This is a genomic window from Aquimarina agarivorans, from assembly GCF_000218485.1.
GTDB lineage: Bacteria > Bacteroidota > Bacteroidia > Flavobacteriales > Flavobacteriaceae > Aquimarina > Aquimarina agarivorans.
Map to the genome: position 1 here is coordinate 1 of NZ_AFPB01000182.1, position 16678 is coordinate 16678.

General features: G+C 31.6%; 14 protein-coding genes and 2 pseudogenes. 11 read left to right on the forward strand and 5 right to left on the reverse strand.

Annotated features, from left to right (window positions below):
- Positions 1-164: 164 nt before the first annotated feature.
- From GMC_RS0118165 to GMC_RS21855, 4 genes are all read left to right on the forward strand, one after another.
- Positions 165-1715 (forward strand): hypothetical protein, encoded by a 1551-nt coding sequence (locus GMC_RS0118165; protein ID WP_010523488.1) that lies wholly within the window; start codon positions 165-167, stop codon positions 1713-1715.
- Positions 1716-1966: 251 nt separating this feature from the next.
- The gene (gene lpdA / locus GMC_RS0118170; protein WP_010523489.1) at positions 1967-3358 is read left to right on the forward strand and encodes a dihydrolipoyl dehydrogenase; all 1392 of its coding nucleotides are present in this window, start codon (positions 1967-1969) and stop codon (positions 3356-3358) included.
- A 238-nt stretch (positions 3359-3596) separates the two neighbouring features.
- Positions 3597-4178: a PhnA domain-containing protein gene (locus GMC_RS0118175; protein ID WP_010523490.1), complete on the forward strand. Its 582-nt coding sequence runs from the start codon at positions 3597-3599 to the stop codon at positions 4176-4178.
- A 6-nt stretch (positions 4179-4184) separates the two neighbouring features.
- Positions 4185-4349: a hypothetical protein gene (locus GMC_RS21855; protein WP_193361498.1), complete on the forward strand. Its 165-nt coding sequence runs from the start codon at positions 4185-4187 to the stop codon at positions 4347-4349.
- A 454-nt stretch (positions 4350-4803) separates the two neighbouring features.
- On the opposite strand, the pseudogene GMC_RS23270 reads toward GMC_RS21855, so the two are convergent.
- Together GMC_RS23270 and GMC_RS23275 are read right to left on the reverse strand one after the other, a co-directional pair.
- Positions 4804-5090: pseudogene (locus GMC_RS23270) on the reverse strand (transposase); the annotation flags it as partial.
- A pseudogene (locus tag GMC_RS23275) lies at positions 5090-5501 on the reverse strand (transposase); the annotation flags it as partial. The pseudogenes GMC_RS23270 and GMC_RS23275, both read right to left, overlap by 1 nt.
- A gap of 992 nt (positions 5502-6493) precedes the next feature.
- Between GMC_RS23275 and GMC_RS20290 the strand changes: the two are divergent.
- Both GMC_RS20290 and GMC_RS20295 read left to right on the forward strand, forming a co-directional pair.
- A complete protein-coding gene (locus GMC_RS20290; protein ID WP_010523492.1) occupies positions 6494-7330 on the forward strand; it encodes a leucine-rich repeat domain-containing protein in 837 nt (278 codons plus the stop codon).
- 136 nt (positions 7331-7466) lie between these two features.
- Entirely contained in the window at positions 7467-9017 is a 1551-nt protein-coding gene (locus GMC_RS20295; protein WP_010523493.1) for a T9SS type A sorting domain-containing protein, read from the forward strand.
- Positions 9018-9109: 92 nt separating this feature from the next.
- On the opposite strand, the gene uvrA is transcribed toward GMC_RS20295, so the two are convergent.
- Complete coding sequence (gene uvrA, locus GMC_RS0118210; RefSeq protein ID WP_010523494.1) at positions 9110-11911, reverse strand: excinuclease ABC subunit UvrA; 2802 nt, start codon at positions 11909-11911, stop codon at positions 9110-9112.
- A 187-nt stretch (positions 11912-12098) separates the two neighbouring features.
- Here uvrA and GMC_RS0118215 point away from each other — a divergent pair, with 187 nt between their 5' ends.
- The 4 genes from GMC_RS0118215 to GMC_RS21865 all read left to right on the forward strand — a co-directional run bounded on the left by GMC_RS0118215 (position 12099) and on the right by GMC_RS21865 (position 14465).
- Positions 12099-12683 (forward strand): RNA polymerase sigma factor, encoded by a 585-nt coding sequence (locus GMC_RS0118215; RefSeq protein WP_010523495.1) that lies wholly within the window; start codon positions 12099-12101, stop codon positions 12681-12683.
- Between the two features lie 58 nt (positions 12684-12741).
- Positions 12742-12888, forward strand: coding sequence for a hypothetical protein (locus GMC_RS21860; protein WP_193361499.1), 147 nt, complete (start codon positions 12742-12744; stop codon positions 12886-12888).
- Between the two features lie 786 nt (positions 12889-13674).
- Entirely contained in the window at positions 13675-14259 is a 585-nt protein-coding gene (locus GMC_RS0118235) for an RNA polymerase sigma factor (RefSeq protein ID WP_010523496.1), read from the forward strand.
- A gap of 59 nt (positions 14260-14318) precedes the next feature.
- Complete coding sequence (locus GMC_RS21865) at positions 14319-14465, forward strand: hypothetical protein (RefSeq protein ID WP_193361500.1); 147 nt, start codon at positions 14319-14321, stop codon at positions 14463-14465.
- Positions 14466-14492: 27 nt separating this feature from the next.
- Here GMC_RS21865 and GMC_RS0118245 read toward each other — a convergent pair whose 3' ends face one another.
- Positions 14493-15158, reverse strand: a complete 666-nt coding sequence (locus GMC_RS0118245) for an endonuclease III domain-containing protein (protein WP_010523497.1) — start codon at positions 15156-15158, stop codon at positions 14493-14495.
- A 32-nt stretch (positions 15159-15190) separates the two neighbouring features.
- On the opposite strand from GMC_RS0118245, the gene bcp reads away from it, so the two are divergent.
- A complete protein-coding gene (gene bcp, locus GMC_RS0118250) occupies positions 15191-15649 on the forward strand; it encodes a thioredoxin-dependent thiol peroxidase (RefSeq protein WP_010523498.1) in 459 nt (152 codons plus the stop codon).
- 101 nt (positions 15650-15750) lie between these two features.
- On the opposite strand, the gene GMC_RS0118255 is transcribed toward bcp, so the two are convergent.
- The gene (locus tag GMC_RS0118255; protein WP_010523499.1) at positions 15751-16449 is read right to left on the reverse strand and encodes a T9SS type A sorting domain-containing protein; all 699 of its coding nucleotides are present in this window, start codon (positions 16447-16449) and stop codon (positions 15751-15753) included.
- Positions 16450-16678 lie beyond the last annotated feature (229 nt).

Consider the following 16678-nt stretch of genomic DNA (forward strand, 5'->3'; position numbering starts at 1 on the left):
AGGTTTTAAATGAAAAAAAAACTTTTGATTGCCCCTATTTGATCTTGCTAAAAAAGATTCGCTCATTTAATGCCATTTTTTTACCAAAAAAACACAGCAGTAGTACACTTATTTGAGGACTAGCTTTATCTTTAGCCTTTTTTTATAATGTCTTTAAGCTATTTATGGAAAACTATTTTTTACGTTTTAAACATCTTTTATTTTTTTCTGTTTTGATATGTAATTTGCCATTGGTTATTGCTCAGGAAAACACAAACACTCCTGTATTTAACACACAAAAAGCATTTGCCAATTTGGACTTTTTATCCATAAAAATGCCCGATGAAAACGAAGTCAATATGGGTTTTAGTGGCATTCATTACAATTTGAAATTCAAAGATTTTTATACTGGTTTAGGAATTTATGGATCAGTAAGTGGTATCCGAGGTGGTTTTTTTACCTTAGGAGTTAATGCTGGTATTCAAAAAAAAATTACCGAAAGTTTATTTGTTGATACTGGAATTCATTTTGGTGGCGGTGGTGGTGGTGGTGCACCTGATGGTGGTGGAGCTTTCATTTTACCACATTTAAGTTTTGGATACCAATTTTCAAAATTTTCACTAAGTGGTGGTTATAGCTACGTTAACTTTTTTGATGATGGCGAAATAAAAAGCGATCAATTTTATATCAGTCTTCAGGTTCCCATTTCATTTGATTACGCTAATTACCTTAATGCCGAAAAAAAATACAGCACCAGTAGTTTAAAAGGTTCTTTGTGGGAAAAAATTTCCAATAGAATTTCAGTTATGGCGCATTTAAATAACCTTTCGCCTATGGGAGATTCCCGCAATAACCTAGGTGTTTCATTAAATGACAAAACAATACGACTATCTGGTGTTGAAATTAATGCTTATTTAACTAAAAACTGGTTTTGGTTATTTAAAACCGATGGTGCGTACAGCGGAATTCCAGCTGGATATATGGATGTTTTTTTAGGCGGAGGATATCATTTTTCAATGAATAAAAACCGAACAAACCTGTTAGGCAAATTTGCTATAGGTGCTGGCGGAGGTGGTGGCGTAGACTCTCAAGGAGGTGCTCTATTATATCCTGATCTTTCTATAGAACAAAAGATTTACGAAGGATTTTATGTATCCATAAACAAAGGATTTATGCTTTCACCAAATCAACACTTTAACGCTTCAACGTTAGGATTTGGTCTTAAATACTACGTAAATACCGAAGGTACACTTTCCGACCAATATGCATTAACAAAAACCAAGTTCAAAGGACTAAACATTATTATCAAGCAAGATGTATATACGGATGCCAAGCGCGTTACTAACCCTACCGAGGATTTGTATCAAATTTCATTACAAGTAGATTTATTCTTAAAAAAACATATTTACGCTACGGGACAAACTTCCTTTGCCAATTTTGGAAATGCAGGTGCCTATGCCGAAGGTATTTTAGGTGTAGGAATACAATCAGCTCCAATCTTTCAAAATAAAATAAGTGTATTTGGGCAAGCGCTAGCTGGTGCAGCAGGAGGAGGCAACATCAGTACCGGGCAAGGATTAATTTTAAAACCCAGCGCAGGTATTTATTATCATTTAACAGACCAATTGAATTTGCGTGCCGCAGCTGGATACGTTAAAGCAAGCGGAGGCGACTTAAGTAATGCTTCTTTCAATTTTGGGTTGAGCTATCGTTTTTCTTTATTAACTGCCAAATAATATTGTATTTCTTCTAGGATCAGATTATCAGTTAATACTTGCTCAAATTTAAATTGCCATTTCAATTGATTTAATTAAGAAAAAGTAACATAAAATCAACAATAGCTCAACTAAGTAATGAATACTACAACGATCGCGCTTAAAATACTTAAAAAAGTCATTTTTTACTAAGTAGTGTATGTGTAAATGTGCTTTTAAAATTAAGGATAAATACGTATTTTCGTGCCTCAACAATCAAATTTTTATTCAGAATGAGCGCATATGATGTTATTGTGTTAGGGAGTGGTCCAGGTGGTTATGTAACTGCTATTAGAGCCTCACAACTAGGTTTAAAAACTGCTATAGTAGAAAAAGAAAGCTTGGGAGGTGTTTGTTTAAATTGGGGATGTATTCCAACCAAAGCATTATTAAAAAGTGCACAAGTTTTTGATTACTTAAAACATGCCAGTGATTACGGGTTAACCGTTTCCGAATTTGACAAGGATTTTGGAGCGGTAGTTAAACGTAGTCGAAACGTTGCTGGTACTATGAGTAAAGGCGTTCAATTTTTAATGAAAAAAAACAAAATTGATGTAATCAATGGGTTTGGAAAATTAAAAGCCGCTGGTACTTTAACGGTTACTGATGATAAAGGTGTGGCTACAGATTATACTGCTAAAAACATTATAATTGCTACTGGTGCGCGTTCTCGCGAATTACCAAACTTACCGCAAGATGGTGAAAAGGTAATTGGATACCGCCAAGCAATGACACTTAAAAAGCAACCCAAAAAAATGATCGTTGTAGGGTCAGGAGCTATAGGTGTTGAATTTGCCCATTTTTACAATTCCATGGGAACAGAAGTTACTATCGTAGAATTTCTTCCAAACTTAGTCCCTGTTGAAGATGTTGATATTTCAAAACAGTTTGAAAAGAGCTTCAAAAAATCAGGTATCAAAGTAATGACTAATTCAGCTGTTGAAAGTGTAGATACCTCAGGAAAAGGTGTTGTTGCTACGGTTAAAACAGCCAAAGGAATCGAAACGCTTGAAGCGGATATCGTTTTATCAGCAGTAGGTATCAAAACAAATATTGAAAATATCGGTTTGGAGGATTTAGGTATTGCTACTGATAGAGATAAAATTTTAGTCAACGAATGGTATCAAACCAATATTCCGGGTATTTTTGCTATTGGTGATGTGGTTCCTGGACCTGCTTTGGCACATGTTGCTTCTGCAGAAGGAATTACCTGTGTTGAAAAGATAGCCGGTGTACACACCCCAGCAGTTGATTACGGAAATATTCCTGGGTGTACTTATGCAACACCTGAAATTGCAAGTGTTGGTTTAACTGAAGCCAAAGCTAAAGAACAGGGTTACGATTTAAAAATTGGTAAGTTCCCATTTACAGCATCTGGTAAAGCCCAAGCTGGCGGAACTCCTGATGGATTCGTAAAAGTAATTTTTGACGCTAAATATGGAGAATGGTTAGGCTGCCATATGATAGGTGCTGGTGTAACTGATATGATTGCCGAAGCTGTTGTAGCACGTAAGCTAGAAACTACTGGACATGAAATTTTAAAATCAATACATCCGCATCCTACTATGAGCGAAGCTGTCATGGAAGCTGTAGCAGATGCTTATGATGAAGTCATTCATTTATAAAATAAGTTTGCATCCGAAACTTTAGAATAAAGACTGTTTCACTGAAGGAATGTAGAAAATAGACTTTGCAAATTAATTTGCTAGTATTATAAATTGAACCGTTTGATATTTCTAATCAAACGGTTTTTTATTTATACATTTAGCGCATTTTAAAATTGTATTTTTCAAAATACTGTTTTTACAACTACTTATATATAGAAAGGTCAATTAGTAATTTATTTATAGTAAATCAAGCTCAATGAATATAGAAAGAGAATTAAAAAAAAGAAGCAATACTACTTGCGAACTTTGTGCCACTATCGAAAACTTAAAAGTTTTTCAAGTCCCTCCTACAATAAAACAAATGGACTTATCTAAAAGTATTTACGCTTGCTATAATTGTATTGAACAAATTGAAAATCCTGATAAAACTGACCCTAATCATTGGCGCTGCTTAAATGATAGTATGTGGTGCGAGCATAAAGCCGTGCAAATTATAGCTTGGAGAATACTGAATCGTTTACGAAATGAAGGTTGGCCTCAGGATTTGTTAGATATGATGTATCTTGAAGAAGAAGATTTAAAATGGGCTCAAGCTACTGGAGAGGGTGATGATCCTGAAGATAAAATAATTCATCGCGATAGTAACGGAGTGGTTATTGAAGCTGGAGATAGTGTAGTTTTAATTAAAGACCTACCCGTAAAAGGATCCAGTATGATTGCCAAACGTGGTACCGCCGTACGTAGGGTATCATTAGATCATGAAAATGCGGAATATATTGAAGGTAAAGTCGATGGACAACACATAGTAATTGTTACCAAATACGTAAAAAAAATTTAAGTTAACATGGCTAAATCTGGCAGCTCTAAAAACACCAAAAATAAAGCCTTACATTCCAAATTAATGGAACGTAAAAAAAATAAAGCGCGGAAAGAAAAAGATAAAAATAAGGCCCTAAAAAAAGATATGGCTCGCAAGTTTCAGGAGCAGCTAAAGGTAAAACAACAATAAAGCTAATGTTGTTTATAAAATAATCGATTAAAATTAATTTTTTTCGTTAGAACAAAAAAAAGTTATAGTCGCAACCCTAACTATTTCATAGTTTTTCTTTAAAATATTAAACAAAAATGAATCATTTTAAATGGGAAATTTAATGCCGGAAACGGTTTAATACCTAGTGTGTTTTATAAATTACAAAAATATCCTTGCGGAAACCATACTATATACCAAAAGTGTAATGGAATTATTCATAAAAAATATCGCCTCAACCAAATTCCCTAAACAGTTCATGCGCTCTCGCTACACAGTATTTACCTTAGGAGGTATTGACTATTTAGGGCTTGCTGATTTTTGTTTAAGTCAAAAAATTAAAATTCGTTTGTTTACCAAAAATCTTTTCAAAATATTTCCATGTGATTCTTATTTGAAGTACCATTAGCTTGATTGAGTAATGGATCGGTGACCTATTTACCAATAAATGATAAAAAACAGCTAATTTCTTAGCTATTTTTAGTATTAATACCAAATTCATGACAAAAAAGATTGCACCAATCCAGCTTTCGGAGGTGTAGCTTCTTTTGGCTTGAATATGGTTGAGACCATATGCGTTTTTTTACCTTGTCCAAATTTGCCTTCAATGAAATTTCTTTGATTGCGTTCTTTTTTTTGTTTGCGTTTTTGATAAGCAGTTAGATTTTCTTTTGATGGTCTTCCTAGAGGTTTACCAATAATTCTAATCCCTTTTTCTTTTATGAATCTTCCTTGTCGCTCTTTGAGATGAGTTGTTTGCTCTTTGCCTTTAAGCTATCTACTTTTTCGATGATCTGTGTATTCCATAAATCAAACTCAGAAGCTCCCATACGCTTACGAATATCTACAAAAACGGTTGGATGAAAAGGTAATGCGATTTGAAAACTCTTTAACTCGCAAAAATATTGAAGATTAATATTCTCGCTTATCATAGCAACAGTACCTCGATCGTCTAATCCTAACTTGTGTTTTACGATAATTGCTCCGATGACCAAACGAACATCAATACTTTCCTTTCCAGAAGTGCTACTGAGCTGCTAACTTTACCCATCTATTCTCTGGAGATAATTCTTGGTCAAATGGATGCTCGAATCCTTCTAAAGTCAGTTGATTGGCAGGAGTATATTTGATCATAAGTGCACAATATTTAATAATAAGATACGAAATCTAATGCACTTATGCACACTGTTTGGATCATAAAATCACTCCAACACCCTATAAATATTGAGGCTATGTCATTTTTTTTAGAAAATCAGTAAGCCCTAACTAGGAGCTTGTTTGTGCTCCTCCCTTCACTCATTTCTAAAATATCTTTTCTTAAAATATTACTTTAGAAATATACCATTTGGATTTTTCGTAAGTAAGCACTCTTTTGTAGTGCTGCTTATTGCAAGAACAAATTCGAGCCGCCCATGGCTTTTCATTAAATATAGGTTAAAAAAATACCCAAATTAATCAATTATAATCTGCTGTTAAACCAAAAACACATGTCAAACAACAATCATAATTACCAAAAAATTTCTTGAATACTATAGCTAATAATTATCGTTTTTTCAACTCCTAACAGCAACAATTAATTGTGTACGACTTACATGCCATTTATTCTTTAAATTTTTTCACAAATTTAAAGTTCAATCTACATTGATAGGTAATAATCATTGCTAAATAGTCCCATATTATCTTATGGTACTCATTAAAGAAATTAATCTTCAACACTTTAGTATATACATACTACTTTTCGGCACCGAAACAATTTACTAATCATCTACAATAAAATTAACCTAAGATTAAACCCAATGAAATTCCTTCTATTTGACATTTACCTCTCAAAATACCTATTCTTTTTTGTTAGAAATAATTTTAAAAAATCAAACAAAATTTTATTTCAAATAACGATTACCACTAACACTAAATAAAACATCATTTACTCAGTAAACAGTAATAACAATTATTGAAATGTTAGTTAAAAACAGACTTGGAATAAATATTTAGCTTACTAGCTAGTCACTGTCATTTATTATCGTTGTCCTGAAAAAAAATGATGTAATAATACTTGTATAACACAGCAATAAGATTATAGACTTCAAAATCCAATATTTAATTACTAAAACCAATAAACTAAAATTATGAAAAACCACTTTTTATTTTTCATAGCATTACTAATGCTATGTTTTAACGTACAAGCCCAGATTAATTTTCCCGATTCTAATTTTGAACAAGCTTTGTTAAATCACAACCCTATTATTGATACCAATGGGGATGATAAAATTAGTATTTCAGAAGCGGAAGCGATAACAGCTCTATCCGTATTACAATCAAATATTTCCAATTTGACTGGTATTCAATTTTTTAAAAATATTACATCTTTAAATGCAACTAATAATAATCTAACTTCAATTGACCTTTCTAATAATATTTTATTGAAAAGTTTGATTCTAAGAAAAAACCAACTAACAACATTAAATCTTTCAAAAAATTTAGAATTATCTTATTTAGATGCTTCACAAAATGACCTTACTCAAATTGATATTACAAACAATATCAATCTAGTAAATATCAATTTAGGTTTCAATGAGTTATCAGGTTTAGATGTGTCTAAAAATTTACAGTTAAAAAATTTATTTATAAATACAAATAAACTCACCAACCTAGATATATCAAAAAACACTTTATTAACAAATTTAGGAGCCAATCAAAATAGCTTTCCTTCGGTTATTGATGTTTCAAAAAATATTGAACTAACACGATTAGCTTTATCAGGAAAAATAAATGGTTTAGACGTTTCTAATAATAAAAAGTTGCAAAATTTAAGTTTAGCTTTTGGAGATTTAGAAAGTTTAAACTTAAGCAATAATACTGAATTGAATTCTTTAGACGTTCTTAACAATCCTAATCTTAATAATTTGGAAGTTATAAACATGCCCAAATTATCCTTTTTTACGATTTACCAATACATCAATTGACAAAATAAATCTTAAAAATAATACAAAATTAGAACGTTTATTTTGTAGTCATACACAAATTAAATCACTGGATATCAGAAATTCTAATGTAAAACAATTAGAATTTGAATCAAATCCGAATCTTACCGAGGTATTTATGACAGGCCAGCCTATAGCCACTATTACAAGATTTGGAAAAGAAAGATTAAATCTTTATTTAAATAATTGCCCGAACCTAGAGTTTATTTGTGCCGACCAACAATATTTGAATCCCATTTTTGATCTTTTAAAAGAAACCAATCAAACAAACGTCCTACTATCCAATGATTGTGATACTCCTCACAATCGTATTTCGGGTACTGTAACCTATGATAATGAAAGTGATGGTTGTGACAATGATGACTTGCCTTTTAATGAAGATGCTAGGTTCACTTTATTTTCACCTACAAGTGGTGTGTATACCGTTTTTCCTAATGAAAAGGGAGAGTATGACTTTTTTGTTCCTGACGGAAATAATTATTCTTTATTTGCTAATGTGTCAAACCCTAATTATTTTACCTTTTTCCCTACTTTTACCCCTGGTACTACTCGTTATAATATTCCTGAAAATTTGGAAGATATACCAAATGAGTTTTGCGTGCAACCTGTAACCATTTGTGATGATGTTGAAATTTCTATTTTTCCTATTAACAGAGCTAGACCTGGTTTTACTTCGTATTACAAAATCATTTACAAAAATATAGCTACAGCTACTCAATCAGGTAGTGTAACTTTAAACTACCAAAATGACGTGCTTACCTTTGTATCTGCTACTCCGCAAGTAGCTAGTAATACAAATGGATTGTTAACTTGGAATTTTACCGATTTAGCCCCATTAGAAACTAGAGAAATTAACCTAAGCATACGCTTGAACACTCCTACTGATGATCCTGCATTAATTGGTGGAGAAACACTTAATTACCTAGCTAAAATTAATGCTGGAGATGACAAAACCCCTGATAATAATACAGCTCCTTTAAATCAACCTGTAGTAAATTCATATGATCCTAACGATAAAACTTGTTTAGAAGGTGATATACTGGATCCTGATAATGTTGGTACATACTTGCACTATTTAATTCGTTTTGAAAATAAAGGAACTGCCGAAGCTGTTAATATTAGAGTTCGTGATGATATTGATACTACCAAATTGGACATTAAATCATTTATTCCTTTAAAAGGAAGCAAGCCATTTACAACTACTATAACTAATAATAAAGTGGTTGAATTCCATTTTAATGATATTAATCTTCCGTTTGATGATGCTAATAATGATGGCTATGTATTATTCAAAATTAAATCAAAAGATAATTTAGTGGAAGGTGATCAAATTATAAATGGTGCTGGTATTTATTTTGATTTTAACCCTCCTGTTATTACCGAAGATGAAATAGTAACTGTAAAAAGAGAAGTTATTGAAGCACCTCAATTTTCAGATTTGTTTACACTTTCTCCCAATCCAACACTAGGCCCATTAGCCTTAGAGGTATTAGACGATAGTATAATTATAGATAATATCAGTTTTCATGATATTAATGGAAACCTTGTTGGTTTATTTTTTGGAAGTATGAAGGATACTATGAATATCAGTTACCTATTTCCTAACTCATATTTTATGACTGTACGCACCAATAAAGGGGAGTTTATAACGCAAGTTATTAAACTGTAATTTTTAAAAAGCAAGGTTACATGATTTTTTGTAACCTTATTTTTTTATTATTTTACATTTTAGGCAGTTTTAAATGCTGAATATGACACAAATCAGTTAACTTTTCCTTTTAAGTACTGTCCTGTATATGATTCTTTATTAGCTGCCACCTCTTCTGGTGTACCTATTGCTACTAAATTACCACCATTTTTACCTCCTTCAGGACCTAAATCAATAACATAGTCTGCACACTTAATTAAATCAAGATTATGTTCAATAACTAACACGGAATGTCCTTTTTCTAATAAAGCATTAAAAGAAGCAATTAACTTTTTAATATCATGAAAGTGTAATCCTGTTGTAGGTTCATCAAAAATAAATAATACTTTATCTTTTGTAATTCCTTTGACAAGAAATGATGCTAATTTAATACGTTGCGCCTCTCCTCCTGAAAGTGTTGCCGAACTTTGCCCTAACTGCACGTAGCCAAGCCCAACATCTTGCAAAGGTTTAAGCTTACGAACAATTTTCTTTTGATTATGTTCTTTAAAAAATGCGATTGCATTATCAATAGTCATACAAAGTATGTCATCAATAGACTTTTTATGAAATTGAATTTCAAGCACCTCTTTTTTAAAACGTTTGCCTTTACACTGGTCGCATTCCAAATGTACATCAGCCATAAATTGCATTTCGATAGTTACCTCACCCTCTCCTTTACAATTATCACAACGTCCACCATCAACATTAAAAGAAAAGTGTTTTGTTTGATAATTACGTAACTGCGCTAAACGCTGACTGGCAAACAAACTACGGATATCATCATAAGCTTTTATGTAAGTCACAGGGTTTGAACGAGACGATCTACCAATAGGGTTTTGATCAATAAATTCAACAGATTTTATACTAGAATAATTTCCGGAAATTCCAGAAAACTCACCTGCTTTATCGCCATGAATACCCAATTCTTTACGAAGTGCTGGGTATAAAATATTTTTCACCAAGGTACTTTTTCCACTACCCGAAACTCCTGTAATAGCCGTCATTATACCTAAAGGAATCCTAACATCAATATTTTTCAAATTATTGGCTCGGGCTCCTTTAATGTCAATATATTCCTTGCTTTTATTTCTTTTTTCAGGTACTTTAATGGTTTGATTACCTGACAAATACCCAGCTGTTAATGTGTTCTTTTTTAATATTTCTTCAAAAGTTCCTTGCGCTACCAATTCGCCACCAAATGTCCCCGCCTCAGGTCCAATATCAATAATTTGATCAGCTGCTTTCATAATTTCTTCATCATGCTCCACTACTATTACTGTATTTCCTAAATCTCTTAAAGATAAAAGTACCTTAATTAATTTTTCATTATCCTTAGAATGCAATCCAATACTTGGCTCGTCTAAAATATACATAGATCCCACCAAACTACTCCCTAAAGACGTTGCCAAATTAATCCGCTGAGATTCTCCTCCTGAAAGCGTATTTGATTTTCTGTTTAAAGTCAAATATTGCAGTCCTACTAAATTTAAAAACTCGAGTCTACTATTTATTTCTTTTAATAATCGTTCCGCAATAGTTTGATCATGTTCTGTAAGCTGTAACTCATTAAAAAAATAAATTAATTCAGAAATTGGTAATTCCACCAAATCATTTAAGCTTGTCCCGTTAATTTTAACGTAACTGGCTTCCTCACGCAACCTTTTTCCTTTGCAACTAGCACATTTTGTTTTTCCACGGTAACGGGAAAGCATCACTCTGTTTTGAATTTTGTAAGCTTTAGATTCTAAAGTTTGAAAAAAACTATAAATCCCCTCAAAAAACCCATTTCCTTCCCAAATTAAATTTTGTTGCTTTTCAGTTAATTCAAAATAGGGTTTGTGTATGGGGAAGTCAAACTTATAAGCGTTATTCACTAACTGATCCTTGTAAAAGCCCATAGTTTCACCTTTCCACGGAAGTATAGCTCCCTCATAAACACTTTTTGAGGTATCTGGGACTACTAAATCCTCATCAATTCCAATAACATCACCATATCCTTCGCATTTCGGACAGGCTCCGTAGGGATTATTAAAACTAAATAAATGAACGTTAGGTTCTAAAAATTCTTTACCGTCCAATTCAAATTTGTTACTAAAATCATAGGTTTTGTTAGTAACCACTTCTTCTAAAATACATTGACCTTTACCTTCGTAAAAGGCGGTACTTATTGCATCAGCAAGACGATTGTAAAAATCTTCATCATTTTTGGTTACAATCCTATCAATAACAATAAAACAGGGTGCTTTTTCATCAAACTCACTGTCGGTATTTAACCGTTCTATTTTGTTATTTTGTTTTACACGAACAAAACCTTGTTGTAGTAAAACCTGTAATTTTTCATTAAGCGTTCTTCCTTTTTCAATATGAACAGGGGCTAACAAAAGAAGTTTCGTCTTTTCTTCGAATTGTTTTACCTGATTTATTACATCGGTAACCGTATGTTTTTTAACTTCATTTCCAGAAATTGGAGAAAAAGTTTTTCCAATACGTGCATATAGCAGCTTTAAATAATCATAAATTTCAGTAGTGGTCCCTACTGTTGATCTAGGGTTTGTCGAATTTACTTTCTGCTCAATTGCAATAGCAGGCGCTATACCTTTTATATAATCAACCTTAGGTTTATTTAAACGTCCTAAAAATTGACGTGCGTATGAAGACAAACTTTCAACATACCGGCGTTGCCCTTCTGCGTAAAGCGTATCGAAAGCCAAACTTGATTTTCCGGATCCCGATAATCCAGTAATTACTACAAGTTTATTCCTAGGAATTACAACATCAATATTTTTTAAATTATGAAGTTTTGCTCCTTTTATTATTATATTCTTTTTAGGGTCTAGCTTGCCTAAATTTATATCTTTTTTTACTTTAATCATAAGCTTCAAATATAAAAATAAGTGTACAATAACTACAGTATAACAGCTACTGCTTTTTTGTTAAAAAATAATGACCACTAGGTTTTTGCAAATTTATTTATATATTTACACCGTACTTAATAAAACAAAAAGCCTATTGTAAAATATTACTTTAAAATTTCATACTCTTTAAGAAAAAGTAATATTCATGGTTTTAAGAAAACAAGAAGATTCAGTTTTAGTTTCAGAATACATTAAAGGAAACGAGCAAGCGTTAGGTATTCTAATTGATAGGCATAATCAGCGTATATTCAGTTTTATATTTTCGAAAGTATTAGATAAAGATATCGCCAATGATGTTTTTCAAGATACATTTGTAAAAGTGATCAATACACTTAAAAGAGGACGCTACAATGAAGAAGGTAAGTTTTTACCATGGGTAATGCGTATTGCACATAACTTAGTAATTGATCACTTTAGAAAAGGAAATCGTTTGCCTAAATTTGATGACAATGGTGAGTTTAGTATTTTTTCGGTTTTAAGTGATAACTCGCTTAACGCTGAAAAACAACTTATTAAGGATCAAGTAGAAAATGATGTTCGTAATCTTGTACATGAGCTTCCAGATGACCAAAAAGAGGTTTTGATTTTACGCATATACAATGAAATGAGTTTCAAAGAAATTTCAGATAAGACTGGTGTAAGTATTAACACAGCTTTAGGAAGAATGCGCTATGCGTTAATTAATCTGCGAAAATTGATTGATAAACATCAAATAGTTTTAGTAAACTAAGCAATAAAGCCATTTTTTTATCGTTAAAAAGTAAATGTTAACGATAAAAGATATACTCATGGCTAAAATTTACTCTACTCAAACTTCTAATTACAACCAAGAATTGAAGCCAGATAAAGAAACCATTAACTTTATATTAAGTTATTCAAAAGCTATTGAAACTATTACAACTACCCAATTTATACTTAAAATTAACAAAAATTAATTTTAGTATTTACTGGGAGTAGGAAATGAATATAAAATTTTAATACATGAGCCTAGGAATTTTTAAATTCCTATTTAAAATATGAACCAAAAAAAAACGACCAATTAAAATTAATTGGTCGTTTTTCATTTACCCAAACAATTTCCTTAAATAAATAGTTACTAATTAATTGTATTAATAACGTTTCTGATTTCAAATTTTTTATTTAAAAAGGTTCTTTTTCGCTTGTGATACCTCAGAATAAAACACTAATCTAGCTAAGGTTGCGCTTATGCTTTCTTTCATGTCCAAACAAAAAAACTTATTTTTATTTGAACAAATTAAAATCAGATGCTGGTCAACATAAAATTAGTTCGTAAAAATAATCTTACGAATCACAATAAAATATTATTATCCACCGTAGTATACCTAGATAATTAAGTAAACATAACTATTAAATAGTTGCTATTATCAAACTGATTAAGCAGAACCATAAAAAAACTTTTAAGTACAATATTTTGATATACAGTTATTTATGAAAATAATAGCGAAAAAACAAATAAAAAATAGTAAATATTACTTTTTTGTAGGAATTATCCTTCAATATTTTTTATTTGGTCATCTAAATGACCAAAAACAAAAAATAAACCGACTTTTTGCTGCAGTACACCTACTTTAGGTCTTCTAAAACGAAGAATTTGAACAAACTGCTCCTAAATTTATTTATATATTTATCCCGTAATTAATAATATATATAAGTCAATATTGATCTTATTTATGTTATTAATTTTCAAAAAAATGTAATTTATGGTATTAAGAAAACAGGAGGATTCGGTATTAGTTTCAGAGTATGTAAATGGAAACGAACAAGCGTTAGGTGTACTAATAAATAGACACAACCAACGTATTTTCAGTTTTATCTTTTCAAAGGTACTTGATAAAGACATTGCTAATGATGTTTTTCAAGATACTTTTATTAAGGTTATTAATACATTAAAAAAAGGACGCTATAATGAAGAAGGTAAATTTTTACCTTGGGTGATGCGTATTGCTCACAACCTGGTTATCGATCATTTTAGAAAAAGCAATCGATTACCAAAATACGATGACAATGGTGAGTTTAGTATATTTTCTATATTGAGTGATAATTCGCTTAATGCTGAAAAGCAACTCATTAAAAGTCAAGTTGAAAATGATATCAGAAATTTAGTATATGAATTACCTGATGACCAAAGAGAAGTACTTACACTACGTATCTACAATGAAATGAGTTTTAAAGAGATATCGGATAAAACTGGCGTTAGTATCAATACTGCTTTAGGCAGAATGCGATATGCTTTAATTAACCTGCGAAAATTGATTGATAAACATCAAATAGTTTTAGTTAATTAATGCAATAAATGATTATTTTTATCGTTAAAATGTAAATGTTAACGATAAATATCAATCAAATGGCAAAAATTTACTCTAAAAAAACTTCAAATAGCAACCAAAAAATAACACCAAAAGCTGAATCAATTGAATTTATACTCAACTATTCCAGATCTTTAAGTGTCTTGAAAACAGATAATTATTTAATTGAAATTAATAAAAATTAGTTGCTAGTTTAGATAACAAAATAGCAGCTAATTTTTATTTGTAGTTTTTTTCCTATATTCATTTATTACAGATTTTCTCCCTATTTGATTTGTAATTATATCTTTATTTAAATCCCAGGCTCTGGCTGGAGAATATTCTCTGCCATACCATATAATCTGGAGGTGCAAATCATTCCATAGTTCTTTAGGAAACAATCGTTTGGCATCTTTTTCGGTTTGAACCACGTTTTTTCCGTTAGTAAATCCCCATCTGTACATTAATCGGTGTATATGGGTATCTACTGGAAATGCAGGAACACCAAAAGCTTGAGAAATTACTACGCTTGCTGTTTTATGCCCAACGGCAGGCAATCGCTCTAATGCCTCCATATCGGCAGGCACCTTACCTCCATGCTCTTCAATCAAAATTTTAGACAACCCATAAATTCCTTTTGACTTCATTGGAGACAACCCAACTGGCCGAATGATTTCTTTAATTTCTTCAACAGAAAGTTTAATCATATCATACGGATTATTTGCTTTAGCAAACAATAGCGGTGTAATTTGATTCACTCTAACATCAGTACTTTGCGCACTGAGTAAAACAGCAATTAAAAGTGTATAGGGATCGGTGTGATCCAACGGAATGGGTATTTCTGGATATAAAGTATTTAAAGTTTCTATTACAAATGCAACTTTCTCTTTCTTGGTCATTTTTTTGTAGATTTATTGTAAAAATAAGAATTATGACAACACTAAAATCAGGCGACGCTGCTCCAAACTTTACAGGAGTTGATCAAGACGGAATTGAACATAGTCTTTACGACTATAAAGGGAAGAAACTAATAGTTTTTTTTTATCCCAAGGCAAGCACCCCTGGATGCACTAATGAGGCATGTAATTTAAAGGATAATTACAAAGAATTACAGGAAAAAGGCTATGAAATCATAGGCGTTAGCGCTGATAGTGCTAAACGACAATCTAATTTTAGAAATAAATATGAATTCCCATTTCCACTTTTGGCTGATGAAGATAAAAGTGTAATACACGCTTTTGGAGTTTGGGGTCCTAAAAAATTTATGGGTAAAGAGTATGATGGCATCCACCGAACAACATTTGTCATAAACGAAGAAGGGATGCTTGATCAAGTAATTACCAAAGTAAAAACTAAGGATCATGCTGCACAAATATTAGACGCTAATTAGTATAAATCAGTATCTGAATAATTATTAAAAACAAACAGCCTTCGAATTTGCTTCGAAGGCTGTTTGTTTTTGATATGCTCTGTTTATAACCTGATTGCAAATTAAAATGCAACTTTAGCTAATCCACTATCAGTAGCAATAATGTAAACGCCACTTGGCAACGCTGAAACATCAATAGAACCATCAGCAGGCTTGTCAACTACAACAGCTCCACTCAAATCATATAATTTGTAAGTGTCTGTTTCTACGTTGGTGCTAATGTTAATTTTTCCCGGCTCTTGACTAATTGCAGATGCGATATTATCTTTTGAGAAGTTATTGTTAGAAAGAGTATTTGCTTCCACTATAGTCACAGGAACTGGGGTTATACTTGGAAACGTTTTAATTGGATTCCCCATTGAATCTACCATACCTGTATCCAACTGCATGAAAGCAAACATTACATAACTCCCTTCACTTAAATTTGCAGAAGTCTCTAAATCCATACCATCGAACGAATCTGGAAAAGTAGCCATACTATTAACTGCTTGTATTGTATAATCAACAGTAATCATACCAGTATCGCCTGGAGCTGCTGGAAATATAGGAGAAGCGTCAAAAATCGTTGCATCACCTGCCTCATTTAACTGCCTTAATGTTATATCCATGTAGTCCATTACCAAACCTCCTTTATCATAAGTAACATCTATACTTATAACATCACCTATTTCTATTGTTGAAGGAATAGGTGAAATTGAAATTGACTGCGAAAAAGCAACAGATGTAACCAAAGATGCTAATAATAATGTAATTTTTTTCATGATAAATGTTTAGTTTTATTGTATTATAAATGTAAGCAAAATACTTCTTAATTACACAAAAGTAACAAAATTTTAATAAAATTAAAATATTGAAAAACAATTACTTATGTTATGCGGTGTAAAAAATAACATTTTATCGAATTAAATTGTCTTTTAAGGAATTTAATTCGGCGTTTTAACAAAAAAAAGGAGTCATACCTTACAGTATGACTCCTTTGGTTATCTTAAA